Origin of the sequence: Massilia litorea, assembly GCF_015101885.1 — a bacterium.
GTDB classification, from domain to species: domain Bacteria; phylum Pseudomonadota; class Gammaproteobacteria; order Burkholderiales; family Burkholderiaceae_D; genus Telluria; species Telluria litorea.
In genome coordinates this window covers 2,941,338-2,967,111 of record NZ_CP062941.1, presented here as the reverse complement: position 1 = coordinate 2,967,111, position 25,774 = coordinate 2,941,338, and the positions used below count along the sequence as shown (strand labels likewise).

The following is a 25,774-nucleotide window of genomic DNA, read 5'->3' as shown; positions in this document are numbered from 1 at the left end:
GTTACCTGACCTGGCTTAAAGGTATGCGGGCACCAAGCATTGCTTGTGCTCGATGTGATGAATGAATTCCTCACGGAAGTTCTTGATCATGGCTTCCACCGGCATCGCGGCGGCTTCGCCGAGTGCGCAGATGGTGCGGCCCTTGATGTTGAACGCGACATTGTTGAGCAGCTCGATGTCTTCCGGGCGGCCCTGGCCGTTTTCGATGCGGTGGACCATGCGGTACAGCCAGCCCGTGCCTTCACGGCAAGGCGTGCACTGGCCGCAGGATTCTTCGTAGTAGAAGTAGGACAGGCGCAGCAGCGACTTGACCATGCAGCGCGTTTCGTCCATGACGATGACGGCGCCCGAACCCAGCATCGATCCCGCTTTCGCGATCGAGTCGTAGTCCATGTCCGTTTCCATCATGACTTCGCCGCGGATCACCGGTGCCGACGAACCGCCTGGAATCACGGCCTTGATCTTCTTGCCGCCGCGCATACCGCCGGCCAGCTCGAGGAGCTTGGCGAACGGGGTGCCCAGCGGGATCTCGTAGTTGCCCGGACGCTCGACGTCGCCCGAGATCGAGAAGATCTTGGTGCCGCCGTTGTTCGGCTTGCCCATGCCCATGTAGTTCTCGGGGCCGACGTTCATGATGAACGGCACGGCCGCGAAGGTCTCGGTGTTGTTGATCGTGGTCGGCTTGCCGTACAGGCCGAACGAGGCCGGGAAAGGCGGCTTGAAGCGCGGCTGACCCTTTTTACCTTCGAGCGACTCGAGCAATGCGGTTTCTTCGCCGCAGATGTAGGCGCCGTAGCCGTGGGCCGCGTGCAGCTGGAAATTGAATTCGCTGCCCATGATCTTGTCGCCCAGGAAGCCGGCGGCACGCGCCTCTTCCAGCGCTTCCTCGAAGCGCAGGTATTCCTGGAAGATCTCGCCGTGGATGTAGTTGTAGCCCACGGTGATGCCCATCGCGTAGGCGCCGATGGCCATGCCTTCGATCAGCGCATGCGGGTTGTAGCGGATGATGTCGCGGTCCTTGAACGTGCCCGGCTCGCCTTCGTCGGTGTTGCAGACGAGGTATTTCTGGCCAGGGAACTGGCGCGGCATGAAGCTCCACTTCAGGCCGGTCGGGAAACCGGCGCCGCCGCGGCCGCGCAGGCCCGAGGCCTTCAGGTCGGCGATGACCTGCTCTTGCGTGATGCCGCCCTCGAGGATACGGCGCAGTGCGGAATAGCCGCCGCGCTTGACGTAGTCTTCGAGGTGCCAGTTTTCGCCGTTCAGATCCTTCAGGATCAGCGGATTGATGTGACGGTCGTGCAGGCTGGTCATTGCTTCGCTTCCTTCAGTTCATCCACCAGGGCGTCGATTTTCTCGTTGCTCATGAACGAGCACATGCGGTGGTTATTCACCAGCATGACCGGCGCGTCGCCGCAGGCGCCCATGCACTCGCCTTCCAGCACGGTGAACTGGCCGTCTTCGGTGGTGCCGCGGAACTCGACGCCGAGTTTTTGCATCAGGTGGTGCGCAGCGCGCTCGCCACCGGACAGCGCGCACGGCAGGTTGGTGCACACGGTGATCTTGTGCTTGCCGACCGGGCGGGTGTTGTACATGTTGTAGAAGGTCGCCACTTCCTGCACGGCGATGGCCGGCATGCCGATGTAATCGGCGACTTCCTGCATGGTGTCGGGCGACAGCCAGCCCAGTTCGACCTGGGCGTGGGCCAGCGCGGCCATCACGGCCGACTGGCGCTGGTCGGCCGGGTACTTGGCCAACTCGCGATCGATTTTTTTATAGCACTGCTCGGATAACAACATAATCTTTCTGCCTTGTGGACTTATCGGTCAATGGAGCCGAAAACGATGTCTTGGGTACCGATGATCGTGACGGCGTCGGCGATCATGTGTCCGCGTGCCATCTCGTCCAGGCTCTGCAGGTGTGCATAGTCGGGCGTGCGGATCTTCAGGCGGTACGGCTTGTTGGCGCCGTCGGAAACGATATAAATGCCGAACTCGCCCTTCGGGTGCTCGACCGCGGCATAGGCCTCGCCCGGCGGGACGTGGAAGCCTTCGGTGAACAGCTTGAAGTGGTGGATCAGCGATTCCATGTTCGACTTCATCTCTTCGCGCGCAGGCGGGACGATCTTGTGGTTGTCGATCATCACCGGACCCTGGTTCGCGCGCAGCCAGGTAATGCACTGCTTGATGATGCGGTTCGACTGGCGCATCTCTTCCATGCGGACCAGGTAGCGGTCGTAGGAGTCGCCGTTGGTGCCGACCGGGATGTCGAAGTCGAGCTTGTCGTAGACGGCATAAGGCTGGGTCTTGCGCAGGTCCCAGGCCACGCCCGAACCGCGCAGCATGGCGCCGGTGAAGCCCATCGCTTTCGCATCTTCCGGCGAGACGACGCCGATGCCGACCGTACGCTGTTTCCAGATACGGTTGTCGGTCAGCAGGGTTTCGTATTCGTCGACATAGCCGTCGAAACGCTTGGTAAACGACTCGATGAAATCGAGCACCGAACCCTGGCGGTCTTCGTTCAGCGCGTCGATCGCTTTCTTCGAGCGGATGATCGATTCCTTGTGCTTCGGCATGAAGTCCGGCAGGTCGCGGTACACGCCGCCCGGGCGGTAGTAGGCCGCGTGCATGCGCGCGCCCGACACCGCCTCGTAGACGTCGAACAGGTCTTCACGGTCGCGGAAGGCGTACAGGAAAGGACCCATCGCACCGATGTCGAGCGCATGCGCGCCCAGCCACATCAGGTGGTTCAGCAGGCGCGTGATCTCGTCGAACATGACGCGGATGTATTGCGCACGGATCGGCGCTTCGACGCCGAGCAGCTTCTCGACGGCGAGGACGTAGCCGTGCTCGTTGCACATCATCGACACGTAGTCGAGGCGGTCCATGTACGGAACCGACTGCAGGTAGGTGCGGGTCTCGGCCAGCTTCTCGGTGCCGCGGTGCAGCAGGCCGATGTGCGGGTCGGCGCGCTGGATCACTTCGCCGTCGAGTTCCAGCACCAGGCGCAGCACGCCGTGCGCTGCCGGGTGCTGCGGACCAAAGTTCAGGGTGTAATTCTTAAGCTCAGCCATTATTTCATCCCGTAGGTTTCTTCGCGGATCACGCGCGGAATGTTTTCACGCGGCTCGATCGTCACGGGTTGGTAGATCACGCGCTTCTGCTCGGGGTCGTAGCGCATTTCGACATAGCCCGAAATCGGGAAGTCCTTGCGGAACGGGTGGCCGATGAAGCCGTAGTCGGTCAGGATGCGGCGCAGGTCGCCGTGACCGTCGAACAGGATGCCGAACAGGTCGAAGGCTTCGCGCTCGTACCAGTTGGCGGCGCGCCAGATCGGGGTAATCGATTCCACGATCGGCATTTCGTCGTCAGGGCAGAACACGCGCACGCGCACGCGCCAGTTGTTCGCCAGCGACAGCAGGTGGGTGGTGACTGCATAGCGCGGGCCGTCATACGTGCCTTCGCCATACTGGGAATAATCGACGCCGCAGAGGTCGATCATTTCTTCGAATGCGAGGGTCGGATCGTCGCGCAGGGTCTGCATCGCCTTGATGTAGTCGGCGGCCTTGACCACCACGGTCACTTCGCCGAGCGCGGCCGAAATGGCGGCGCCCTCGCCCAGTGCTTTTTCCAGGGCGAGCTGGAGGACTTCGAGTTTTGTCGTCATGGTGAATCCGGCAGTGTTAACGCGCGATGGTGTTGGTGCGCTTGATCTTGTTCTGCAGCTGCATGATTCCGTACAGCAGAGCTTCAGCCGTCGGCGGGCAGCCCGGCACGTAGACGTCGACCGGCACAATGCGGTCGCAACCGCGCACCACCGAGTACGAGTAGTGGTAGTAGCCGCCGCCGTTGGCGCAGGAACCCATCGAAATGACCCAGCGCGGCTCGGCCATCTGGTCGTAGACCTTGCGCAGCGCCGGCGCCATCTTGTTGCACAGCGTGCCGGCGACGATCATCACGTCTGACTGGCGCGGCGATGGACGGAACACAATGCCGAAGCGGTCGAGGTCATAGCGGGCTGCGCCCACATGCATCATCTCGACCGCGCAGCAGGCCAGGCCGAACGTCATCGGGAACATCGACCCGGTGCGTGCCCAGTTGATCAGCTTATCGGCTGTGGTGGTAATGAAACCTTCGTTTAGAACGCCTTCATGAATAGCCATGGCTTATTCCCAATCAAGGGCACCTTTCTTCCAGATGTACCAGAAGCCGACGATGAATTCGGCGATAAACACCATCATCGTGACGAAGCCGGCCCAGCCCAGTTCACGCATGGAGACGCCCCATGGGAAGAAGAATGCCGTTTCCAGATCAAACAAAATAAAGAGAATCGCGACCAGATAGTACCGGACGTCGAATTTCATGCGCGCGTCTTCAAAGGCTTCGAAGCCGCATTCATATGGGGAGAGCTTGGCAGCGTCAGGGCGCTGTGGCCCGAGCAGATAGCCGAGCACCTGGGGAGCAACGCCGACACCGACGCCGATCAGGATGAAGAGAAGAACGGGGAAGTAATTTTCGAGGTTCACGATGGAGCCTATTTGAACGATCGCGTTAATGAAACCACTGCATGCCTGCAGCGCCGTATCGCGCAATCCTGGCTGTAAAGCACTTGCCCGTAAATAAATGTGTTTTTGGCTGGCAAAACTCACATGCATTTCCGGCCAAGGACTTAGCCTGCCACCAGGACCGTACGACTGATCCTCGTAAAAAAGCCAGCTCAGGCATGAGAGCAATTGCTCGTTTGCCCTTGCTGGCTTTTTCTGTATCTTGGTGCCGACGGCGAGACTCGAACTCGCACAGCTTGCGCCACTACCCCCTCAAGATAGCGTGTCTACCAATTTCACCACGTCGGCTGGAGACCAGTATTCTACCCTGCTTTAGCACCTTTTTTCAATGCTCAAATTGATGCATCGCAAGAAAAAACAGGGAATTTCTCAAACTTTCTTTCACTAGCCTGTCGAAAGGCGGGGCGAAAGCAGTTCAAGATCCAGACCAGCGCCGAGGTCGCGGCGCGGCTGGGGCAGTTCAAGGGAACGGCGATCTTGCGACCGCCCGCGCAAGCGGCTCGAAGAGCCCGCTCGCGCAAACAAACTTAACGACGATTACTTCTGCGTTGCCGGAGCAGCCGGGGTCGGCTGCGGGGCCGGTGCCGGCGATACGGTGGCAGGCACGGTCTCGGCAGGGCCCGGCGGCACGTCGGCCGTCGGCGCGGCAGGAACACCCGCGGTCGGCGCAGGCGCATCGGCCGGTGGCGTCGTGGTTGCCGGAACACCCTTGGCCGGTGCCGCCATGCGCTCCATCACGCCGCCGCTTGGCGCTGCGCCAGGCGTACGGTTGTTGCCCATGTAGGCCAGCGACAGGGTCGCGGCGAAGAAGATGGCTGCGGCGACCGCGGTCGATTTCGACAGGAAGTTCGACGAACCGCTGGCGCCGAACAGGCTGCCCGATGCGCCGGAACCGAAGGCGGCGCCCATGTCGGCGCCCTTACCGTGCTGCAGCAGCACCAGGCCGATGATGGCCAGCGCCGAGATGACCTGCACGACAACCACAAGATTGAACAACACGTTCATTACAGTTCCATTCCAAGTTTAACTACGTTGCAAATTCTGAATTCTGCGCCGCTTATGCCGCGTGAATGATGGCGAGGAAGTCCGCCGCCTTCAGCGCCGCACCACCGATCAGGCCGCCATCGATATCGGCCTGCGACATCAATTCCTGCGCATTGTCCGGCTTCATGCTGCCGCCGTACAGGATCGCGACCTTCTCCGCCGCACCCGCGCTGCGCTCGCGCAGCTGGCCGCGCAGTTGCGCATGCACTTCCTGCGCCATCGCCGGCGTTGCCGTCTTGCCCGTGCCGATCGCCCAGACCGGTTCGTAGGCAACCACGATCCGCTCCACGGCATCGCCGTCCAGCAGTTCCAGCACGGCCGACAACTGCTTGCCGACCACTGCATTCGTCTGTTCCGCTTCGCGCTGCGCGAGCGTCTCGCCCACGCACACGATCGGGGTCAGGCCGGCGTTCAGTGCCGCCAGCGCCTTCTGCGCCACCTGCTGGTCCGTTTCGCCGTGGTAGGCGCGGCGTTCCGAGTGGCCGACGATCACATAGCGGCAGGCGAAATCGACCAGCATCGAGGCGGCGACTTCACCCGTGTAGGCACCGCTGGCGTGGATCGACACATCCTGCGCACCCCAGGCCAGCTTGCTGCCGGCGAGCGTATCGGCGCATTGCTGCAGATACGGTGCGGGCACGCAGACGGCGGCGTTTGCCTTGCCGTTGCCGAGTCCCTCGACAATTCCAGCGAGCAGCGTCGCGTTATTCGCGCGGCTGCCGTTCATCTTCCAGTTACCTACGACGAGTTTGGGACGCATATTACCCCACAGTCAAATAACCCGCTATTCTAGCTGCCGTTCAGGGGTCGGTCAAACAATGGCTGGGCTCGCGTATTGAAAAGACGTCAATGGAATCGTCCCCGCCCTACACTACCTGCAACACGATCTTCCCGACGTGCGTGCTCGACTCCATCAAGGTATGCGCCGCTGCCGCCTGCGCCAACGGGAATACCTTATAGATCACCGGCTTGATCTTCCCCTGCTCCAGCAGCGGCCACACCCGCTCGCGCAACTTCTGCGCAATCGCCCCCTTGAATGCCACCGGCCGCGGCCGCAAGGTCGACCCGCTGATCGTCAGGCGGCGCCGCAGCACCTGCGACAGATCCACATTCGCCTTCGCTCCACCCAGCAGCGCAATGATCGCAATGCGCCCATCGTCCGCCAGGCAATCGATCTCGCGTCCGACATAATCGCCGGCGACCATGTCGAGCACCACGTCGACGCCTTTGCCGCCGGTCAGCTCCTTGACGACCGCAACGAAATCCTCGTCCCGATAATTGATCCCGCGCTCGGCGCCGAGTTCTTCGCAGGCGCGGCATTTGTCGGCGCTGCCGGCGGTGGCGAACACGCAGTGCCCCATTGCCGTGGCGAGCTGGATCGCGGTGACGCCGATGCCGGAGGTTCCGCCCTGCACCAGCAGCGTCTCGCCTTCGCTCAGGCCCGCGCGGTCGAACACATTGGACCAGACGGTGAAGAAGGTCTCCGGCAAGGAAGCGGCTTCGACCATGCTCAAACCGGCAGGCACCGGCAGGCATTGCGCCAAAGGCGCTGCGCAATACTCGGCATAGCCGCCGCCCTGCACCAGCGCGCAGACCATGTCGCCCTTCGCGAAACCGCTGTCGCCGAGGTCGCCGTCGACGATCTCGCCCGCCACTTCCAGTCCCGGCAGGTCGGACGCTCCAGGCGGCACCGGATACTGGCCGAGCCGCTGGAACACGTCGGGCCGGTTGATGCCGGCGGCATGCACCTTGATCAGGACTTCGCCCGCCTTCAATTGCGGCGTCGGGCGCTCGCACAGCTGCAGGACTTCCGGCTTGCCCGGCTGGGTGATTTCGATTGCACGCATGGTCCGCTCTCCCTTGAGAAAACAACAATTGTACGTCAGCGCCACCGAGCCCGTTTGTGACGCACTCAGTTCCTGATTTGTTGCTTTGCGGAGACTTTATTGAGAATTCCTGTGCTCAAACGCAAACAAATTCTTTGACGCATCAGCTTTTTGGGGAACTGTAGAGCTAGCACAACGAACTCGTCCGTGACCACCTTGCCTGCCCTACCCCGGCCGCATAGATTGGAGGACGCGTACTCAGCAATGAGTTGTTCCTGCCAACCACCGAAGGAGCACGACCATGCATTCGATGTCTGCTGCCCTGTCCGATTTTGCCCGCCGCTCCGCTGCCGCCTTTTCTCGTCCCACGCCCGCCAACCGGCCGCGCCGAGGCATGCTGCTGGGCGGCGTTGCGCTGGCCATCGCCCTCGCCCTGCCCTGCCACCAGGTCCGGGCCCAGGACTGGACGACCGAGCACTGGACCGGCACCTGGGGCGCGGCCCCGGCCGGCCCACCGCCTTCCACCAGCCTGCAGACCTTCACCGACCAGACGGTGCGCCTGATCGTCCACACCAGCATCGGCGGCAACCGCGTGCGCATTCGCGTGTCCAACGAGTTCGGCACCACGCCCTTGACAGTCGGCGCCGCCCGGATCGGCCTGCGCGCCACCGGTTCCGACGTCGCGCCCGGCACCGACCGCGCCCTCACCTTCAGCGGCAATGCCTCGATCACGATTCCGGCCGGCGCCCCGGTCCTGTCCGATCCGGTCGAACTCAACGTGCCGGCGCTGGCCGACCTCGCGATCAGCCTCTACCTGCCGGGCACGGCCGAGGCGAACACGATCCACAACATTGCCTCCCAAACGAACTACGTCTCGCTGCCGGGCAATTTCACCGCAGCCGCCACCCTGCCCGTGCAGCGCACGATCACCTTCTGGCCATTCCTGACCGAGGTCGACGTCGACAGCGCCGGCCCCTCGATCGTGGCCCTGGGCGACTCGATCACGGACGGCACCCGCAGCACGATCGACACCAATAACCGCTGGCCCGACTGGCTGGCCCGCCGCCTGCAGACCGTGCGCGATCCGGTGCTTGGGGTCAACGGCCGCCTGGGCGTGGTCAACCGCGGCATCAGCGGCAACCGCCTGCTGAGCATCAACCCGGCCAACCTGCTGTCGGGCCGCGGCATCCTCGAGCGTTTTGATCGCGACGTGCTGGCCACCGCCGGCGTGCGCTACATGACACTGATGATCGGCATTAACGACATCGGCAACAGCCCGGCCACCAATCCGATTCCCGCGGCCGACCTGATCGCCGGCTACCGCCAGGTCATCGCACGCGCCCACGCCAGGGGTATCGCCGTGTTCGGCGCCACCCTGACGCCCTTCGAAGGTGCGGGCTACTACTCGCCCGAGAAGGAAGTCGTGCGCGCGGCGCTGAACAACTGGATCCGTTCGAGCGACGAGTTCGACGGCGTGATCGACTTCGACCTCGCCACGCGCGATCCGTCGCGCCCGACCCGCTTCCTGCCGGCCTATGACAGCGGGGATCACCTGCACCCGAACGACCTGGGCTACCAGGCGATGGGCAATGCGGTGCCGCTGACGCTGTTCCGGTCGCTGGGGACTGCGGGGGTGAAGGCGGCGCAGAAGAAGTCTGCTGCCACCGTCGAGTGAGGTGTGCGAACCGCCAGTCGGGCTGGCGGCTCCGCCCGGCTTATTTGGCGATCAGCACCAGGAACGGTTGGCGCCCCATCGGTGGGCCCAAGGTTCTGGATACTATTGCAATTTCCTGATTGCTACAACGTCGACTGCGTGCCGCGGCCCGAGGCTAGGTCGACGGCGCGACCGCCTCGCCATCCGGCCGACGCAGCTTCTTGCGCTGCTCGAGCAGCGCCCCTGTGCCCGTGACCTGGTCGATGGCCTTGATCAGTGCACTCATGCGCGCGCTCGGGATGGTGGGGCCGACACAGCCGGCGTAAAGCACGACGCTTTTATTGCGCTGCCCATGGTCCCGGGTCACGTGGAAACTGAGGGTCGACATATCGGTGATCGCGCCTTTGCATCCCTCGTCCCCGTCCTGGTAGCTATCGCGCATCTCATCGACGCGCGCGTCGCGCAGCGCCTGTGCGATCTGCGCCAGGCCGCGCCTGTCGATGCGGGATTCATGCGGGCCGCCCGTACGCTCGAAGTCCGGGCCGGAATGACGCACCCGTCCGTCGGATGCAATCTCGAGCTCGAAGACGGAGCAGTCGAACAGGCAGGCCGATTGCTCGAACGTGAGCGTATCGAAGTCCGTGAACGGCTCCGGCGCCTTGGGCTCGCGCGAGCCGGCGTTCGAACACCCCGCCAGCAGCGCGGCCAGCGTGAGGATGGTCCGTGTGCGTGCTGATCTCATGGAAGTATTCCGAGTATGTTCGGCAGATTCACTGGCCGTAGTCCCTTGAAATATACATGCCTTCGCTTGCGAAGGAAAAATGCTACACAACTGGTGCGTCTGCTTCCGACCCAAGGCGGGCAGTCAGCTAGACGGGATCCAAATCTGAAGGGAACCGACTAGCTTCCAGCCACTCTTCAGGGTTAAGGCCGTTGGCTTTATCCCGGCGGTGCCATGCGCGGTTTAAATGAGAGAACACGTGCCCGAGCTGTATCCGCAGATCAGCCTCGTCGAAGTCTTCTGTCCCGTTCATATCAGAAATCAGAGCGGCTAGATGCTCATACGCATCGTCAAGTTCATACATCAGCCCGGCCCACTCGACCGGCGCGCTTTTCTGGTTTATCAATGTCACTCCAGTACGTTTGGACTGTCATCTTCTCGGAGCGTGTCCGACGTCCGCTTCTGGGCCGAGTGCGGACCTATTCCGCAGGCTCCTTATACAGGTCCATGATTGCGGCATCATTTGCCTCGCTCGCCTGCTTTAAAGCGAAGCCTTGCAGCCGCATGCGCTTCTTCATATCTCGTACTTTGGCGACTAGTTCCGGGCTTGCGCAACCCGCCTTCCTGAAATAGCTCACCCTTGCTTCTACTTTATCGGCGCTCTGTTTCGAGCGTTTCTCTTCGTCGAAAAGCTGCTGGTCGTGAGGGCTCAACACCGTGTCGGACGAGAGCTTCCATAGCTGATTCCAGTAATTCTGCTCAGCCACTGTAAAAAGCTTGCATCTTTTGCCAGCGAACATGACGGAGTCGTACTCCAGTCCCTGCTCGACCAGGGTCGGAAGAGCGACCTTGGTCTGCGTGAACATTTCTGCGGGAGTAGGCGCAGTGGGCTGCGCGGACACGGATGTCGCAGCGCTTGATGCGAGCGCTGCCCAGACAGGTAGTACGGTACTCAAAATTCTGCGCATACCTCTCTCCATGATTGACCTGACTTCATGATTGTAAGCCAGAGGTTGTTATACGGTTGCCTACAAGCACTGAAAATCTGTGTTTTCGCGACCGTGATATCGTCAAATTCGCGTTCTGGCGTGCCAGTGATCACGCTCCGCTTTCGCAAGCGCATTATTGTCGCTTTCGCTTTTTGTGCGCCAGTGAATCCATCTTGACCGACATAAAAGGAACAGCATGAACCGTTTTAAAGAAAAAACCGTACTCGTCACCGGCGCCGCGTCCGGCATCGGCCTGGCCACTGCTCGCCGCTTTCTGGATGAAGGCGCCCGTGTCGTCATGCTCGACATCGACGAAGCCAGCCTCAAGAAAGCCGCTGCCGGGCTGCCGCAGGACCGCGTTCTGGTACAGGTCGGCGATACCGCCGACAAGGAAACGGCAACCACCGCAGTCAAGGCGGCCGTCGACCGTTTTGGCGGGCTGCATGTCCTGATCAACAACGCCGGCATGGCAACCGAGGGCGACATCATGAAGACCAGCGAAGAGGACTTCGAGCGCGTCATGGCGGTCAACGTGAGCGGCTACTTCCACATGGCCAAGGCTGCGATGCCGGAACTCGTCAAAGTCAAAGGTGCGATCGTCATGACCTCTTCCGTGTCGGGACTCGGCGGCGACTGGAATACCTTCGCCTATAACACGTCGAAGGGCGCGGTCAGCAACATGGTGCGCGCGATGGCGCTGGACGCGGGCAAGGATGGGGTGCGGGTGAACGCGGTCAATCCGAGCTTCACGAAAACCGGCATGACCGAGGATATGCTGAAGGACGCCGAACTGGTCGCCAAGTTCAAGGAACGCATGCCGCTCGGCGCGCCCGAAGATCCGGAAGGCGTTGCAGCGGTGATGGCCTTCCTCGCGAGCGAGGATGCGCGCCTGATCACCGGCGTTAACTTGCCGGTGGATGCGGGCGTGACGGCGTCCAACGGACAGCCGCCGATGTAAGGATTTATCCGCGGGGTACTTGTGCAATACCTGATGGCCGCAACGACAGTTCAGCTGGGCGCCCTGGCGCCCGGTCGCATGACCAGGAAATTGCCTTCGTCCGCGACCAGCACCCACCCTTCCCGCTCATAGAAGCGTCGCGCCGCCGTATTGGTGCGGAACACGCGCAGGTAGAGGCCACGCCCGCGCGCCGCGCTTTCCGCCAGGATCGCCGCCAGCAGGCGCGCGCCCACACCGCATGAGCGCGCTGCGGGATCCAGTATCAGCATGCTCAGGTAGTCCTCGTCCGCTTCCCTGTCGATCTGCAGGTAGCCGGCAACGCGGCCGTCCAGCTCGACCACCCGCGTCGACATGGCAAGGAAGGCCTGTTCGAAACAGGCCTGCTGCCAGTCGGCGTCCCATCCCCAGATGGTCTCGATATGCTGCCGCAACGCTTCTTCGTACAGTTGCCAGATGACCGGCTTGTCGTCGTCGCGGGCCGGCCGCGTGGAAACGAAGGGACTTATGTTGTCGCGCATTAGCCCCCACCCGTCTTCGACTGCGTCGGCAGCGGCGTCCCCACCTTCCACGTGCGCGACAGCGCCTGCGCCTCCTCGATCTGCTCCTGCGTCATCGTCTTGGCGATCGCCGCCCGCTGCCCCACCGCATTGTGGTTGCCCCCAGCCGCGGCAAGATTCCACAACATGTAGGCAATCACCGGGTCCCCGGGCACGCCGGCGACGTGGTAGCGGTACATCAGCCCCAGCGCATGCTGCGCCTCGCCATGGCCCTGCTCGGCCGCGCGGCGGAACCAGTTGACGGCCAGCTTCTGGTCCTGCGGCACGGCGTTGCCGGTGTAGTACATGGCGCCGACGACATATTGCGCGTCGGCCTTGCCCTGCTGCGCGGCCTTCAGGTGCCACTGGAAGGCCTGCTTGTAGTCGCGCGTGACGCCGCGGCCCATGTAATACATCAGGCCCAGCAGGTGCTGGGCCTCGGCATTGCCGGCGCGCGCCAGGGGCGCGATCTCTTTCAGCGCCTGCGCGTAATTGCGCGCGTTGTACGCGCTCGCCCCTTCGGGGAAACCTGCCAGTGCCGTACCAGGGGGGCCGAGACTCAGGCCAAGCGCCAGCAGGATCGCTACAGTAAATTTTTTCATTGTCTCGTGCGTGGATCGGTCTTGTCGCCTACCTTGTTTGCTCCGAAATTCGCTTATTTCCAGCTGACCTTGCCCAGTCCGTCGACGCTCACCCGGCGATTGAGCGGCTTGCCGTAGACTGTGACCGAACCCATGCCCGACAGGTTCAGGTTGGCGCTCTGGTGCGCGGTCACCGTGGCATTGCCCAGGCCCGACAGTTCGAGCGTGACGCTGTCGGCCGAAAAGGCCTGCCCGTCCAGCCCGCCCAGTCCGCCCAGCTCGGCCTTCAGCGACTTGCTGCGCCCGGCCAGGGTCACGTAGCCGGCGCCCTGCAGGTCGAGCGTGATGCGTTCGCTGTTCATGCCGGACAGCTTCATGCTGCCGACGCCGCCCAGGCTGGCGCTGATGATGCGAAAGTCGGCGTTCACGTTCATCGATCCGGCGCCGTCGAGCGACAGTTCCAGCTCCTCGCCCTTGAAGCCCGTGATCTCGGTGCTGCCCACGCTCTCGGAACTGACTTCGCGCAGGTTCGGCAGCACCATGTCGGCGCGCACCCCGTTCCTGCGGCCCATGCGCATCTCGTGCATCTCGGTGCCGATGACGACGGTATCGCCGCTTTGCAGCGTCGTCATCTGCGCGATCCAGCGCGGGTCGCCGGAGAGCACGAGCGAAGCCGGGCTGCCCTGGCGTACCCGCAGGTCGACCACGCCATCGATCTTGATACGCACCACGCGCGCATCGAGCGGGCGCGTTTCGGTGGTGGTATCGGGCGCGGCCGTTGCCAGGCGCATCAGCGCCAGCATTCCGAGGGCCGCGAGGCCGAACTTCAACAATTTGTTCATGTGCTTCTCCGTGTTCCGATCCGATGTTCCTGTTCGGACCGCGCATCCGTACTGACGATCGCGGCCAACTTACCAGCAAGCCCTGCCGGGTTCCACAAAAATGTGAATTCCCGACAATTTTTATACAGTTTGGCAATGAGTTCACTATAACGACCGACCGGCCGCGCCCCGCCCGGATTGCGACAGACTGCAGATTTGCGGGCCTGGACGACAAATTGCAGGGCTCGCCGGCTTGCACTAAGTCAACATACATACGCAAAAAAGATTACGTTTTGGCATTCCTTTGCGCTAAGATGAAATGCTCCTTTCGCGTGCTCGCGCGGGGAATTTCATTCGACTCAGCCATTCATTTGAGGTCATCAATGCGCATGCGCCAACTTCCCGTCCTGCTGGCCGGGCTCAGCTTGTCCGCCGCCGCCTTAGCTGCTCCAGCTTCGGCAACGGGCGACAAGTGGGACCTGCCGGTCGCCACCAAGAAACTCGACAACGGCCTGACCGTCATCGTCACCGAAGACCACAGTTCGCCCACCGTCGGCGTCTCGGTCGTCTACCACGTCGGCATGCGCCTGGAGCCGAAGAACCGCACCGGCTTCGCCCACCTGTTCGAACACCTGATGTTCCAGGGGACGCCGAACGCGCCGAAGGGCGTGTTCGACAAGACCATCACCGGCGGCGGCGGCCGCAACAACGGCTCGACCCGCGCCGACTTCACGAACTACATCGAGACCGCGCCGGCCTCCTCGCTCGAGCCGATCCTGTGGCTGGAAGCGGACCGCATGAAGACGCTCGACTTCAACAAGGACACGCTGAAGAACCAGCAGGACGTGGTCAAGGAAGAGATCCGCGTGAACGTGAAGAACCAGCCCTACGGCGGCTTCATGTGGATCGACATCGGCCAGCACGCCTTCCAGAAATGGGAGAACAACCACGACGGCTACGGCAGCTTCGAAGACCTCGAGGGCGCCAGTCTCGACGACGTACGCGCCTTCCACCGCGACTACTACGGCCCGAACAACGCGGTGCTGGCGATCGCCGGCGACGTGACCCCGGCCCAGGGCTTTGCCCTCGCCCGGAAATACTTCGGCGCCATCCCCGCGCGCCCGGTGCCGAAAGGCGGCGACTTCAGCGAGGGCCTGAACAAGGTCGAAAAGCGCGTCCAGCAGGGCGACGCGCTGGCCCAGGTGCCGGCGCTGGCCGCCGCATGGAAGATGCCTGAACGCGGCAGCCGCGACCAGGCGGCGATGGCCGTCCTCGGCGAACTGCTGGCCGGCGGCGACGCCTCGGTCCTTTACCAGGGCCTGGTGAAAGGCCGCGAACTGGCGCTGAATACCGACGTCCTGTTCGGCCTCACCAGCCCGTGGGAATTCGACGGCCCGACCCTGTTCACCGTCTACACGATGTACAAGCCGACGACGAATGCCGACACCATCCTGAACGCGATGGACGAGGAGATCGCGAAGATCGTCAAGGACGGCGTCGACGCGGCCACCCTCAAGCGCGTGAAGACGCGCATGCTGGCCGACTGGAACAACGGCCTGGAGAGCTTCATCAGCCGCGCCGACACCCTGGCGCGCCTGCAGACCCTGTGGGGCGACGCCAACGTCGTCAACAAGATCCCGGGCTGGATCGAAGGCGTGACATCAAGCGACATCCAGCGCGCGGCCTCCACCTACCTGGTGAAGAACAACCGCACCGTCATCGACCGCAAGCCGATCGCCATGGTGGACAAGGTGGACGTGATCGGCACCCAGACCGCGCCTGCCGGCGCACAGACCAAGCCGCTTGACGGCGCACGGAAATAAGGAGCGCATCGATGAAAAAACTGATGCTGACACTGGCGATCTCGATGATGTTTGCCCCTGCCGCCTACGCGGCGGATGCGCCGGCGACTGCCAAGGCAGGCGCGATGCCGGCCTACGGCAAGGACAAGCCGATCCCGACACCGAAAATCGTCAAGAAAACCCTCGCCAACGGCATGACCGTCTGGGTCGTGCCCCGTCAAGGCCTGCCGCGCGTGGACTACGTGCTGGCCGTGCGCGGGGCCGGCTATGCCGCCGACGACAGCGCCCATCCGGGCTTCGCCAGCCTGCTGGCCGGGATGATCAACGAAGGCAGCGCCAGGCGCGACTCGCGCGCCATCGCCGAAGCGGCCCAGGGCATGGGCGGCTCGGTGGCGGCCGGCTCGTACTCGGACGGCATCTCGGTCCAGGCCAATGCCGTCGCGTCGCAGGCGGGGGCGATGATGTCGCTGCTGGCCGAAGTGGCGCGCACGCCGAGCTTCCCGGCCAAGGAAGTCGAGCTGGCCAAGGCCAACGCGCTGCAGGCCCTGCGCGCCGCCGAGGCCACCCCGCGCTTCCGCGCCGAGCGCGCGATCAACGCGGCCGTCTACGGCGAACACCCCTACGGCCACACCCAGCCGACGGAAAGCGCGATCAATTCGGTCACGCAGGAGCTGCTGCGCACCGAGCACGCGAAGCGCTTCCGTCCGGATCGCGCCCTGCTCGTGATCACCGGCCGCATCGGCGAAGCCGAGGCCATGAAGCTGGCGCAGGCCGCCTTCGGCGACTGGAAGGCGGAAGGCCCGGCACTGGCCGAGACCGCACCGGCGCCGCGCGCGGCCAACCCGGCGCGCATCCTGCTGCAGCGCGCCAACAGCGTGCAGTCGACCATCCGCGTCGGCGGCCCCGGCATCCAGGCCAGCGCCGACGAACAGGTGCCGCTGCGCCTGGCCAGCACCATCCTCGGTGGCGGCTTCTCGAGCCGCGTCAACATCAACCTGCGCGAGCAAAAGGGCTATACCTATGGCGCCTCGGCCGGCGCGCGCATGAACCGTGTCGGCGGCGCCATCGTCGGCGGCGCCGACGTGCGCAACGAAGTCACCGGTGCCGCATTGACCGAATACTTCAACGAGTACAAGCGCATCGGCAGCGAGCTGGTCCCGGCGGACGAGATGACGATGAACAAGCGCTACGTCGCTGGCGGCTACCTGATCAGCAACCAGCTGCAGGGGGCAGTGGCCAACACCCTGGCCCAGAACTGGCTGATCGGCCTGCCGCCGGAATTCCTCGGCCAGTACGTGCCGCTGATCCAGAAGGTCACGCCGCAGCAGGTGCGCGAAGTCTCGAAGAAGTATTTCGCACCCGAAGCGCAGTCGATCGTCGTGGTCGGCGACCCGGCCGCGGTCAGCGAGCAGCTCAAGCCCTTCGGCGAGTTCAAGGTCAGCGAGAAGTAAGACGCTTCGTCCGGAACGATGCCCGCCGCGTGCGGGCATTTTTTTATGAACGCATTGCCTGCCCTTGTGCGGCACGACGCATTCCCACACCTCATCGACTCCATGACCGCAAGCCCTCCCGTCCTGCGTCCCGGCACGCATGCAACGCTCCAGGCGCCGCGCAACTTCGGCATCGACTGCCTGCGCGGCCTGGCCATCCTGCTGGTGATCGTCCATCACCTTGCCCTGCCCTTTCGCCTGCCGCTGGCGCCCAGCCTTGCCGGCGCATGGCTGCCCAAACGCCTGATCGATGCCCTCAGCTTCAACGGCTACGAGGCCGTGTTCGTCTTTTTCGTGATCTCGGGCTTCCTGATCACGACCCGCATCATCGAGCGCGATGGCGGCCTGGGGCGCGTCGGCCTGCGCCGGTTCTACCTGGCGCGGGCGCGCCGCATCCTGCCCTTGCTCATCCTGGCCCTGGCGCTGCTGACGCTCCTGGCCTGGCTGGGCGTGTCCGGCTTCGCGCCCGAGGAAGGACGGCAGAGTATCGGGGGACTGCTGGGGTCTGCCCTGAGCTTCACCTTCAATTGGTACGAAGGCCGTACCGGCTGGGCGCCCGCAGGCTGGGACGTCCTCTGGTCGCTGTCCATCGAAGAGGCCTTCTACCTGGGCTTCTCCCTGCTTTGCCTGGCATTGCCGCGGCGCGTCCTGGCCGGCGTGCTGCTGGCCTGGGCGCTGTGCCTTGGACCTTTGCGCTCGCTTGTCCCCGCCGCCGACGAGGTCTGGCGCGAAAAGGCCTACCTGCCCGGCATGGCCGCCATCGCCTGGGGCGTGCTGGCCGCCATGCTCGCCTGCCGCTGGCGTCCGGCGCCGCGCGATGCGCGCGCACTCGCGCTCTTCGGCGCCTTCTGCATCGTGCTGGTCCTCGGCTGGTCCGACTTGGTGCACCGCCATCTGTTCAAGTCCGGCCTGTACGTCCTGTGCGTGGGCAGCTGCTTCCTGCTGCTGGCCTTGCGCGCGCATCCGCCTGCGCCGCGGCGCGGCCTGGGCTGGCTGGCGCGCATGGGTAGCCTGAGCTATGAACTCTACCTGTCGCATATGTTCATCGTACTGGGGGCCGTCGGCCTGTACCGCGCGCTGCTCGGCGAGCTGCAGACCTGGACCTTCGTCGTCTACCTGCCGGTGCTGCTCTGCTGCCTCGCCCTGGCGCTGATGCTGGAACGGATAGGCCGCGCGCTCCCGAGACGGTAAAATGGTGGTTTCCCTTTTCACGCCCTCCCCCATGGAACCGATCGACCAGCGTTACCTCGTCCAGCAAAACAAACTCGCCGACGACGGCAAGAAGCCCCCCGTGTTCGCCAAAGTCATGCGCAGCAAGGAGGGCAAGTTCGAAGGCGTCTCCTTCATCAAGAACAAGGAAAAGGCGACCATCATGACGATCGCCGAAGCCCAGGAAGTCATCGACTGGGCCGGCCGCAAGAAGGAAAACGCGCGCGAGTACGCGACGAAAATCATCTGTCTCGGGCAGTAATATGCCTGCTTAGTGCACGAGTGCGCCGCCCTGCGTACGGCGCAGGTCGCACAACACCTGGCGCACCGGCAGGTGCCATTGCAGGTCCGTGTTCGTGTGGTGCCAGGCGTTCTTCGCGTGGTACTCGACGGGGATCGCGCAGTTCGAATTCATCGCCCCGAACCAGTCCAGCTCTCCCATCACGTCGATGATCCTGCGGTAGCGCGGCGGCATGGCAATCGCCGCCGACATCGTGATGATGGCGAGGTCGTCCAGCCCCTCGTCGGCGCCGTCGTCGCGCAGCGCGTACAGCGCTTCCGAAATCACCAGGTTGCCCTTCGAGTGCCCGACCAGGAGCGAGAAATGCGTGCCGGGATCGGCCAGCAGCGTGCACAGCGTGCGCGTGTCGAGGCTGGTGCGGGCGAGGTTCATCGAGGCGGGCATGCTTGCCATCGGATCCCATGCCCGGCCGCGAAACAGGTCGTCGACCTGCTCGAAGGCGTGGCGCATGCGGTTCAGTGTGCCGAACCAGAACCAGCCGCCGGCGGCCTCGGTGACGAGGTCGGCGAGGCCGTAGCCGGAGACCAGCGCCGCTACCGGTTCGCCGAAGGCGTCGGCCACATTGCGGGCAAAGGCGGCCGTGCCGAGGGCCGAGCTGCCGACGCCGGCCACGGTCAGGATGCGCGTGCCGGCCCCGCCGGCTGCGAGGAAGTCGGGGACGGTCGCGCACAGGCGCAGCGCGCCGGCGCCCGAGGGCGGCACGATCAGGAGCGTGCCCTCGCGCGCAAGCCAGGGCGCGACCGTACCGGCCTCGGTGGGCGTGACGACGCCGATGTCGTAGAAGATGCCGTCGAGGACGGCGTTGCGGCGCCGGTAGCCCTCGAGCATCGCTTCGCGCCAGGGCGCCCTGGCCTGGACCACCTCGGCCGGCGTGTTGCGCTTCAGTTGGACGGACGCGAGGACGAGCGGCGCGTTGTGCCTGGTTGTGTCGGGCATGGTATTCCCTCCCCTGCGCTGGCGCGCGTGTGGTCTTCGTAAGAACCTGGGGGAAGGTGGAAGTTCGCGGCTGGGATGGGGTTTTTGGTGGCGTGCGGGTAAATTTGCACACGCGAGACGCGTGGGCTCAAGAGCCCACCCTACGGTGCTCGGCCGTTGCAGGGTGGGCATTCGTGCCGACGCGGTGCGGCGCCTGCCTTATCGGGACATCAGCCGCGCAGCGCCTTTTCCAGATCTTCCAGCTCGGCCGGTTTGACCAGGTGCGCATCGAAGCCCGCTTCCTGCGCGCGGCGCCGGTCTTCAGGCGAGCCGTAGCCGGTGTGCGCGACCAGGCGGATGTGGGCCAGCTGCGGGTTACTCTTGATCATGCGCGCCAGCTGGTAGCCGTCCGCGCCCGGCAAGCCGATGTCGAGCACGATCACCTGCGGCCGGTGGGCCAGCGCCAGCGTCTCGATCTGGCTGGCGTCCGACGTGGTCCAGGTCTCGTGCCCCATCTCGGCCAACAGGAAGCCCATCATCTCCATGGCGTCGACGTTGTCGTCGACCAGCAGCACGCGCAGGCCGGCGGCCGCGCCGCCCTGCTCCTGTGCGGAACCCACGGCGCACTCGTTGCCCGTCGTGCGCAGCACCGGCAGCTCCACCGTAAAAGTGCTGCCCATGCCGATGCCGGGGCTCTCGGCGCGCAACTGGCCGCCGTGCATCTCGAGCAGGCGCGAGACCAGCGACAGGCCGATGCCGAGGCCCTCCGGCGCGCGGTCGGGCGGCACCGCCGCCTGGGCGAACATGCCGAAGATGCGAGGCAGGTTGTCCTCCGCTATGCCGATGCCGTTGTCGTGGACCGAGATGTGGACGTTCTCCCCGTGCAGCGTGACGGCGAGCGTGATTTCTCCGCCCTTCGGAGTGAACTTGGCGGCGTTGTGCAGCAGGTTGCCCATCGACTGCGCCAGGCGCACCGGATCGCCCGCGACCCAGACCTGGCAGTCCGGCTGGCGCACCTCGAGCTTGTGCGCGCGCGCCCCGATCAGCGGCCCGGCGGTTTCGAGCGCCTGTTCGATGACGGCGCCGAGATTGACCTCTTCGCGGCGCAGCACGATCTTGCCTTCCGAAATACGGGCGACGTCGAGCAGGTCGTCGACCAGGTGCGCCAGATGGTCGACCTGGCGCAGGATGACTTCGCGCGCATGCGCGTGACGCCCGCCCGCGTTCTCGCCGCCGACGCCGAGCAGCGTGGCCGCGTTGCGGATCGGGCTCAATGGGTTGCGCAGTTCGTGCGCCAGCGTGGCCAGGAACTGGTTCTTGTTGGCGTCGGCCGCGCGCAGGAGCGCTTCCATTTCCTTGCGCGCCGAGATGTCGCTCGTGATCCGGGCCACGCGGTACACCTCGCCGCGCGCGTTACGTACCGCGAAGACGCGGTCACGCACCCAGCGCATCGCGCCGTCGGGCAGCATCAGGCGGAATTCCTCGTCATAGTGCGGCTGGGTCGCCAGGATCGCCCAGCGCCCCGCCAGGCGCGCGCGATCGTCCGGATGCACGACCTCGAGCCAGCTTGCATGGTGGCGCTTGAGCGTATCCACGCTGCGGCCCCAGATCGTCGCGTAGGCCGGGCTGACATAGGCCAGCACGCCGTCCGGCGCCGAGAACATCCAGAACACGTCTTCGATGTTGTCGGTCAGCTGGCGAAAGCGCTCTTCTCCCTCGCGCAGCGCGTCCTGGGTCTGGCGCATGCGCAGCAGCGCGTTGACGTTGGCAATGAGCTCGTCGGACTCGATCGGCGCGGCCAGGTAGTTGTCGGCGCCGCCTTCCAGGCCGCGGATCTTGTCGGCGCGCCCGGTCAGCGCGGCCGAGGTCTGCAGCACCAGCACGCAGTTGGTGTCGGGGTCGGCCTTGATGCGCCGGCAGACCTCGATGCCGTTGATGTCGGGGAGCTTTACGTCCAGCAGCACCAGTGCCGGATTGTCCTCGCGGACCATCGCCAGCGCGTCGGTGCCGTTCGCCGCTTCGATCACCTTGAAGCCGGCGCTATGCAGGATGCGGGTCTTGGCGTAGCGCGCGCCATCGTTGTCGTCGACGTTGAGGATCAGGGGTGGATGTGCAGTCATGTTTCGGTTTCGTCAAGCGTCTGGCGGCGACGGATGGGGGAATTGACGCGGCAGCGTCAACATGAAAGTCGAGCCGACACCGGGACGGCTGGTGACGTCGACGCGCCCGCCCAGCAGTTCGGCGAGGCGCCGGCACAGCGGCAGGCCCAGGCCCGTGCCCTTGCTCTTTCGCTGCAGCGGGTTTTCCACCTGGGTGAACTCCTCGAAGATGAGCTGCAGGTGCTCGGCGTCGATGCCGATGCCGGTATCGGTGACGGCGAAGGTCAGCATGTCGGACCCGGGATCGTGCGCCGCGCTGACGCGCACCGAGCCCTGCTCGGTGAACTTGAGCGCGTTCGAAATGAAGTTGCGCAGGATCTGGGACAGCATGCCCTCGTCCGATTCGAAGGCGTCCTCGATGCCGCCGTTGTCGAACACCAGTTCGACCCGATCGGCATCGACCAGGGGGCGCATCATGCCCTTCAGTGCGCGGAACAGGTTCTCGACCACGACCGGCTCCGGATGCGCCTCCACGCGTCCCGCTTCGATCTTGGCGAGGTCCAGCAGGTCGTTGACCAGTTCCGACATATCGGTGGCGGTGCGCTCGATCAGGTAGACCTGGCGCTCCTGCTCTTCGGTCAGGTCGCCGTCCATGCGGTCGAGCAGGAGTTTCGACAAGGCGCGGATCGAGGACAGCGGCGTGCGCAGCTCGTGACTCGTATTTGAGAGAAAGCGCGACTTCATCTCGTCCGCGCGGCGCAGGTGCTCGGCCTTGTCCTCGATCTCCGCATACAGGGCGACGATGCCGCGGTTGGTGTCTTCCAGTTCGCGCGTCAGCGACAGCAGGTCTTCCTGGCGCTCGCGCAGCTCGGCCAGGGTCTCGACCAGCTCGCGGTTCTGCTGCTGCACTTCCTCCCACGAGTTGCCGGCCGGGGCGGCGGCCAGTTCGCTGGCGATCTGCGCCAGGCGCGTCGGGCTGACCGGCAGCTGGGGCGGCAGCGCCTTCTGCATGCGGATGGCCGGACCGGCGCCGCCGCCGTCGGCGACGCAGGTGTCCATCAGGCGGTGCGCCGTGACCAGCGCGGCGTCGGCAAGCGCCGCCGCTTCGGTATGCGCCGCGGGTGCCTGTGCGGCGCTGACCGTCACCTCGAGCTGCTGGCGCGTTTGCTGGTCGTGCAGCACGAAGGTGGCGCGCGCCTTGACGCCGGCATGGCAGGCGGCACGCGCCACTTCCGACACGGCGGTCGCGATGCGCACCTGGTCCTGCTTGGCAAAGCCAAGCATGCTGGAAATCTGGCGCGCGCGCTGGCGCACCAGCACCACATCCTTGTCGCTCTCGAGGGCGACGGCCAGGATGCGCTGGCTCATTGCTGGCCTCCCGCGCGCCCCTCGCGGCGGCGCACCACCAGCACCATCGCATCGTCGCGGCGCCGGATGAAGTCGCGCATCAGCATCGCGGCCACCAGCGCCGGACTGCGCGCCAGCAGGCCCGGATATTTATCCAGGTCCCACTGGGTCTGGAGCCCGTCCGAGTGCATGACGACCAGGGCGCCGGGCGGACAAGGCGCGCTGAATTCCTGCACCTTGCGCATGTTGTGGCCGACGATACCGTTGTGCGACACCAGCGCGCGCCGCGCGTCGCCGTCAATCACATAGGCGCCGATGTTGCCGATGCCGGCAAAGCGGATCGTGTCGTTCTCGAAATCGATGCGCGCCGCTGCCAGCGCCGCGCCGCGCGTGCTGCGCAAGGCCTCATGCGCCGCGTCCACCAGCTGCCCCGGTTCCGAAGCGGGCAGGCGCGCGAGCTGCCGGAGTGCCGCCTGCGCCGCGGCCGCGGCCTGCGGACCGTGGCCGAGGCCATCGGCCGCGATCAGGGTCGCGCCGGTGGCGTTGCAGGCCACGCCCCAGCCGTCGCCGCACTCGTCCTCGCCGGACAGCGGCACCGTCAGCGCGCCGACATCGACCCGGCACAGGCCGGGCGCGGCTTCGTCGCGCCACAGGCGCATGAAAAACAGGGCCCCGTTGCCGGGCGTCGAGTAGACGTCGAATTCGTCGGACAGGCGGCGCAGCGCCCCCAGCCCGGTACCCGAGGTGCCGGCCGTGGACATGCCGTCGCGCAGGCAGGCGTCGAGGTCGGCGATGCCGGGGCCGCTGTCCACGGCCAGCACGTCCACCCCGGGCACGCCTTCGGACTGGGCCACGTTCAGGTAGAGCATGCCTTCACCGGCATGCTTGAGCAGGTTGGTGCCGGCCTCGGTGACGATCAGCGCCAGCGTGCCGGCGCGCGCTTCGTCGAAACCGAGTTCGATCGCCAGTTTCTGCCCGGCGCGCCGGGCAGCGGCGATGTCGCTGGCGTGCACGATCGGGTAGGCATGCTGGGTGTTCAGGGAACTGATCAGCGTTTCCATTTTACGACCGCGATTGCGGTCCCCTCTCCCGAACGGGTGTCGATCTCGAATTCGTCGACCAGGCGCTTCGAGCCGCCCAGGCCGAGGCCCAGGCCGCCGCCGGTGGTATAGCCGTCGCGCAGTGCCATGTCGAGGTCGGGAATGCCGGGACCGGCATCGACGAACACAAGGCCGACGCCCTGGCGCAGGCCGTCGGCCAGCTTGTCCAGGTGCGCGGCGCCGCCGCCGCCGTACTTGATCGTATTCCTCGCCAGTTCGCTGGCCGCGGTGATCAGCTTGGTCTGGTCGACCAGCGACAGCCCGATCGCGACGGCGCGCTCGCGCACCTGCTTGCGCAGGCCGACCACGTCCTCGTCTCCGCGCAGCGGCAGGCTGACGCGCTCGACGCGCTGCCTGGCGTAACGCTCCAGCAAATCGGTCTCGAATCCAACTGCGGAATCAGTCGCAGTGCTCATCTATTCAGGTTCTTTCCGAGCAGGGTCATGCCCTTCTCGACGTTCAGCGCGGTTTTCACGCCATGCAGGGTCAGGCCGAGCTCGACCAGGGTAATCGCGACCGCCGGCTGCATGCCGACCACCACCGTCTGGGCGTCGAGCACGCGCGCCATCGCTGCCGTGTTGCTGATCATACGCCCGATGAAGGAATCGACCAGGTCGAGCGCCGAGATGTCGATCAGCACGCCTTTGGCGCTATCGCGCACGATACGCTCGGTCAAATCGTCCTGCAAGGTCATGGCAAGGCGGTCGTGCATGTCGACCTGGATGGTGACCAGCAGCAGGTCACCCATCCGCAGGATAGGAATGCGTTCCATCGTCGTTCCGATTCGTATTAGTTCTTGTTGGCGATGGTGACCGAGGCACCGGTACGTTCGAGGGCGACCAGGAAGGCGTCGGCCAGGGTGGCCTTGGTGACGACGTCTTCCAGGTTCACGCCGAGGTGGACGATGGTCTGGGCGATCTGCGGACGGATGCCGCTGATGATGCAGTCGGCGCCCATCAGGCGCGCGGCGGCGATCGTCTTCATCAGGTGCTGGGCGACCAGGGTGTCGACCATCGGCACGCCGGTGATGTCGATGATGGCGATCTCGGCGCCGGTGTCGACGATCTTTTGCAGGATGTTTTCCATCACGACTTGCGTGCGTGCCGAATCCAGCGTGCCGATCAGCGGCAGCGCCAGGATGCCGTTCCACAGTTTCACCACCGGGGTCGACAGTTCGAGCAGTTCCTGCTGCTGGCGCACGATGATCTGGTCCTTCGCCTTCTGGAACACTTCGATCGTGTACAGGCCGAATTTATCCAGCAGCGAGCTCACCGCCCAGGATGCGCCGGCCAGCACTTCCGGCTCGGTCGCGAGACCTGCGGTCAGCTGGACGAAGATCGGCTGCTTCAGCGAAAACACGAAGGTCGCCGTCTCGCTCGGGCTCGAACCGCTCTTGGCGCGGCTGGACGAAATCTCGGTCAGCAGGTCGCGCACTTCGTCCCAGGACCGGTGTTCGATGTTTTCCAGTTCGCCGCCACGGGTGCCGGCCGCGAATGCCGCCAGGAATTGCTGGCAATGCGTGCGCAGCAGTTCGCGCGAGCTGCTGGTGCCGCGCACCATCAGGGTGTCGAGCTGGGAAATCCACTGCGAGCCGATTTCGGCCTCGTGTTCCTGGATGAGCTGGCTGATGCGGGTGGCGTTGTCTTTCGTCGTCATCGATGGGTCCTAGGTTTGGTCGTCGGTATCGTGGATGCGTTCGATTTCGAGACGAACTGCTCCACCATTGGGGAATTATTAACTATAACACTTATTGCTATATTTCCAGATGAGAGTTGAGCCGTGCGCGGGGTCCTTTGCAGCCGGCGGTGCGTGGGGCGGGC

28 protein-coding genes and 1 tRNA gene are annotated in these 25,774 nt (G+C 64.7%); 6 read left to right on the top strand and 23 right to left on the bottom strand.

What is annotated here, in order from left to right; translation table 11 throughout:
- Positions 1 to 15: 15 nt before the first annotated feature.
- The 10 genes from nuoF to LPB04_RS13255 all read right to left on the bottom strand — a co-directional run bounded on the left by nuoF (position 16) and on the right by LPB04_RS13255 (position 7,452).
- Positions 16 to 1,311, bottom strand: a complete 1,296-nt coding sequence (nuoF, locus tag LPB04_RS13300; RefSeq protein WP_193685046.1) for an NADH-quinone oxidoreductase subunit NuoF — start codon at positions 1,309 to 1,311, stop codon at positions 16 to 18.
- Positions 1,308 to 1,796, bottom strand: coding sequence for an NADH-quinone oxidoreductase subunit NuoE (gene nuoE, locus LPB04_RS13295; RefSeq protein WP_193685045.1), 489 nt, complete (start codon positions 1,794 to 1,796; stop codon positions 1,308 to 1,310). Before nuoE ends, nuoF begins: the two co-directional genes overlap by 4 nt.
- Positions 1,797 to 1,816: 20 nt before the next feature.
- Complete coding sequence (locus LPB04_RS13290; RefSeq protein ID WP_193685044.1) at positions 1,817 to 3,070, bottom strand: NADH-quinone oxidoreductase subunit D; 1,254 nt, start codon at positions 3,068 to 3,070, stop codon at positions 1,817 to 1,819.
- A complete protein-coding gene (locus tag LPB04_RS13285; protein WP_193685043.1) occupies positions 3,070 to 3,663 on the bottom strand; it encodes an NADH-quinone oxidoreductase subunit C in 594 nt (197 codons plus the stop codon). The genes LPB04_RS13290 and LPB04_RS13285 overlap by 1 nt, the downstream gene beginning before the upstream one ends.
- Before the next feature lie 16 nt (positions 3,664 to 3,679).
- On the bottom strand, positions 3,680 to 4,159 hold the full coding sequence (locus tag LPB04_RS13280; protein WP_056333529.1) for a NuoB/complex I 20 kDa subunit family protein: 480 nt from the start codon (positions 4,157 to 4,159) through the stop codon (positions 3,680 to 3,682).
- 3 nt (positions 4,160 to 4,162) lie between these two features.
- A complete protein-coding gene (locus LPB04_RS13275; protein WP_193688989.1) occupies positions 4,163 to 4,522 on the bottom strand; it encodes an NADH-quinone oxidoreductase subunit A in 360 nt (119 codons plus the stop codon).
- Between the two features lie 242 nt (positions 4,523 to 4,764).
- Positions 4,765 to 4,849, bottom strand: a tRNA-Leu gene (locus tag LPB04_RS13270).
- A 249-nt stretch (positions 4,850 to 5,098) separates the two neighbouring features.
- The gene (gene secG / locus LPB04_RS13265; RefSeq protein ID WP_193685042.1) at positions 5,099 to 5,566 is read right to left on the bottom strand and encodes a preprotein translocase subunit SecG; all 468 of its coding nucleotides are present in this window, start codon (positions 5,564 to 5,566) and stop codon (positions 5,099 to 5,101) included.
- 52 nt (positions 5,567 to 5,618) lie between these two features.
- On the bottom strand, positions 5,619 to 6,365 hold the full coding sequence (gene tpiA / locus LPB04_RS13260; protein ID WP_193685041.1) for a triose-phosphate isomerase: 747 nt from the start codon (positions 6,363 to 6,365) through the stop codon (positions 5,619 to 5,621).
- 106 nt (positions 6,366 to 6,471) lie between these two features.
- Entirely contained in the window at positions 6,472 to 7,452 is a 981-nt protein-coding gene (locus LPB04_RS13255; protein WP_193685040.1) for an NAD(P)H-quinone oxidoreductase, read from the bottom strand.
- Positions 7,453 to 7,732: 280 nt separating this feature from the next.
- Between LPB04_RS13255 and LPB04_RS13250 the strand changes: the two genes are divergently transcribed.
- A complete protein-coding gene (locus LPB04_RS13250; RefSeq protein WP_193685039.1) occupies positions 7,733 to 9,106 on the top strand; it encodes an SGNH/GDSL hydrolase family protein in 1,374 nt (457 codons plus the stop codon).
- Positions 9,107 to 9,260: 154 nt separating this feature from the next.
- Here LPB04_RS13250 and LPB04_RS13245 read toward each other — a convergent pair whose 3' ends face one another.
- The 3 genes from LPB04_RS13245 to LPB04_RS13235 all read right to left on the bottom strand — a co-directional run bounded on the left by LPB04_RS13245 (position 9,261) and on the right by LPB04_RS13235 (position 10,672).
- Positions 9,261 to 9,827 carry a DUF6438 domain-containing protein gene (locus LPB04_RS13245; protein WP_193685038.1) on the bottom strand — a complete coding sequence of 189 codons (567 nt, stop codon included), beginning with the start codon at positions 9,825 to 9,827 and terminating at the stop codon, positions 9,261 to 9,263.
- Positions 9,828 to 9,954: 127 nt separating this feature from the next.
- Positions 9,955 to 10,212 (bottom strand): hypothetical protein, encoded by a 258-nt coding sequence (locus LPB04_RS13240; protein WP_193685037.1) that lies wholly within the window; start codon positions 10,210 to 10,212, stop codon positions 9,955 to 9,957.
- Between the two features lie 73 nt (positions 10,213 to 10,285).
- Positions 10,286 to 10,672, bottom strand: a complete 387-nt coding sequence (locus LPB04_RS13235; RefSeq protein ID WP_193685036.1) for a hypothetical protein — start codon at positions 10,670 to 10,672, stop codon at positions 10,286 to 10,288.
- A gap of 319 nt (positions 10,673 to 10,991) precedes the next feature.
- On the opposite strand from LPB04_RS13235, the gene LPB04_RS13230 reads away from it, so the two are divergent.
- Positions 10,992 to 11,753, top strand: coding sequence for an SDR family NAD(P)-dependent oxidoreductase (locus LPB04_RS13230; RefSeq protein ID WP_193685035.1), 762 nt, complete (start codon positions 10,992 to 10,994; stop codon positions 11,751 to 11,753).
- Between the two features lie 50 nt (positions 11,754 to 11,803).
- On the opposite strand, the gene LPB04_RS13225 is transcribed toward LPB04_RS13230, so the two are convergent.
- Genes LPB04_RS13225 through LPB04_RS13215 form a run of 3 tightly spaced genes read right to left on the bottom strand, consistent with a single transcriptional unit; the run spans position 11,804 to position 13,712 of the window.
- Positions 11,804 to 12,271, bottom strand: a complete 468-nt coding sequence (locus LPB04_RS13225; protein ID WP_193685034.1) for a GNAT family N-acetyltransferase — start codon at positions 12,269 to 12,271, stop codon at positions 11,804 to 11,806.
- Positions 12,271 to 12,891, bottom strand: coding sequence for a tetratricopeptide repeat protein (locus tag LPB04_RS13220; protein WP_193685033.1), 621 nt, complete (start codon positions 12,889 to 12,891; stop codon positions 12,271 to 12,273). Before LPB04_RS13220 ends, LPB04_RS13225 begins: the two co-directional genes overlap by 1 nt.
- A 53-nt stretch (positions 12,892 to 12,944) precedes the next feature.
- A complete protein-coding gene (locus LPB04_RS13215) occupies positions 12,945 to 13,712 on the bottom strand; it encodes a GIN domain-containing protein (RefSeq protein WP_193685032.1) in 768 nt (255 codons plus the stop codon).
- Between the two features lie 368 nt (positions 13,713 to 14,080).
- Between LPB04_RS13215 and LPB04_RS13210 the strand changes: the two genes are divergently transcribed.
- From LPB04_RS13210 to LPB04_RS13195, 4 genes are all read left to right on the top strand, one after another.
- Entirely contained in the window at positions 14,081 to 15,514 is a 1,434-nt protein-coding gene (locus LPB04_RS13210; RefSeq protein ID WP_227496398.1) for a M16 family metallopeptidase, read from the top strand.
- Between the two features lie 11 nt (positions 15,515 to 15,525).
- Positions 15,526 to 16,944 (top strand): M16 family metallopeptidase, encoded by a 1,419-nt coding sequence (locus LPB04_RS13205; protein WP_193685030.1) that lies wholly within the window; start codon positions 15,526 to 15,528, stop codon positions 16,942 to 16,944.
- A gap of 102 nt (positions 16,945 to 17,046) precedes the next feature.
- Positions 17,047 to 18,174, top strand: a complete 1,128-nt coding sequence (locus LPB04_RS13200) for an acyltransferase family protein (RefSeq protein WP_193685029.1) — start codon at positions 17,047 to 17,049, stop codon at positions 18,172 to 18,174.
- Between the two features lie 31 nt (positions 18,175 to 18,205).
- Positions 18,206 to 18,454, top strand: a complete 249-nt coding sequence (locus LPB04_RS13195; RefSeq protein ID WP_193685028.1) for a hypothetical protein — start codon at positions 18,206 to 18,208, stop codon at positions 18,452 to 18,454.
- Positions 18,455 to 18,463: 9 nt separating this feature from the next.
- On the opposite strand, the gene LPB04_RS13190 is transcribed toward LPB04_RS13195, so the two are convergent.
- The 7 genes from LPB04_RS13190 to LPB04_RS13160 all read right to left on the bottom strand — a co-directional run bounded on the left by LPB04_RS13190 (position 18,464) and on the right by LPB04_RS13160 (position 25,610).
- Positions 18,464 to 19,429 carry a hypothetical protein gene (locus tag LPB04_RS13190; RefSeq protein ID WP_193685027.1) on the bottom strand — a complete coding sequence of 322 codons (966 nt, stop codon included), beginning with the start codon at positions 19,427 to 19,429 and terminating at the stop codon, positions 18,464 to 18,466.
- 209 nt (positions 19,430 to 19,638) lie between these two features.
- The gene (locus LPB04_RS13185) at positions 19,639 to 21,528 is read right to left on the bottom strand and encodes a hybrid sensor histidine kinase/response regulator (protein ID WP_193685026.1); all 1,890 of its coding nucleotides are present in this window, start codon (positions 21,526 to 21,528) and stop codon (positions 19,639 to 19,641) included.
- Positions 21,529 to 21,540: 12 nt separating this feature from the next.
- A complete protein-coding gene (locus tag LPB04_RS13180; RefSeq protein WP_193685025.1) occupies positions 21,541 to 22,875 on the bottom strand; it encodes a sensor histidine kinase in 1,335 nt (444 codons plus the stop codon).
- Positions 22,872 to 23,915, bottom strand: a complete 1,044-nt coding sequence (locus tag LPB04_RS13175) for an ATP-binding SpoIIE family protein phosphatase (RefSeq protein ID WP_193685024.1) — start codon at positions 23,913 to 23,915, stop codon at positions 22,872 to 22,874. Before LPB04_RS13175 ends, LPB04_RS13180 begins: the two co-directional genes overlap by 4 nt.
- A complete protein-coding gene (locus tag LPB04_RS13170) occupies positions 23,903 to 24,370 on the bottom strand; it encodes an anti-sigma regulatory factor (protein WP_227496397.1) in 468 nt (155 codons plus the stop codon). The genes LPB04_RS13175 and LPB04_RS13170 overlap by 13 nt, the downstream gene beginning before the upstream one ends.
- Positions 24,367 to 24,726: an STAS domain-containing protein gene (locus tag LPB04_RS13165; RefSeq protein ID WP_193685023.1), complete on the bottom strand. Its 360-nt coding sequence runs from the start codon at positions 24,724 to 24,726 to the stop codon at positions 24,367 to 24,369. Before LPB04_RS13165 ends, LPB04_RS13170 begins: the two co-directional genes overlap by 4 nt.
- Positions 24,727 to 24,743: 17 nt before the next feature.
- On the bottom strand, positions 24,744 to 25,610 hold the full coding sequence (locus LPB04_RS13160) for an STAS domain-containing protein (RefSeq protein ID WP_193685022.1): 867 nt from the start codon (positions 25,608 to 25,610) through the stop codon (positions 24,744 to 24,746).
- Between the last annotated feature and the right edge of the window lie 164 nt (positions 25,611 to 25,774).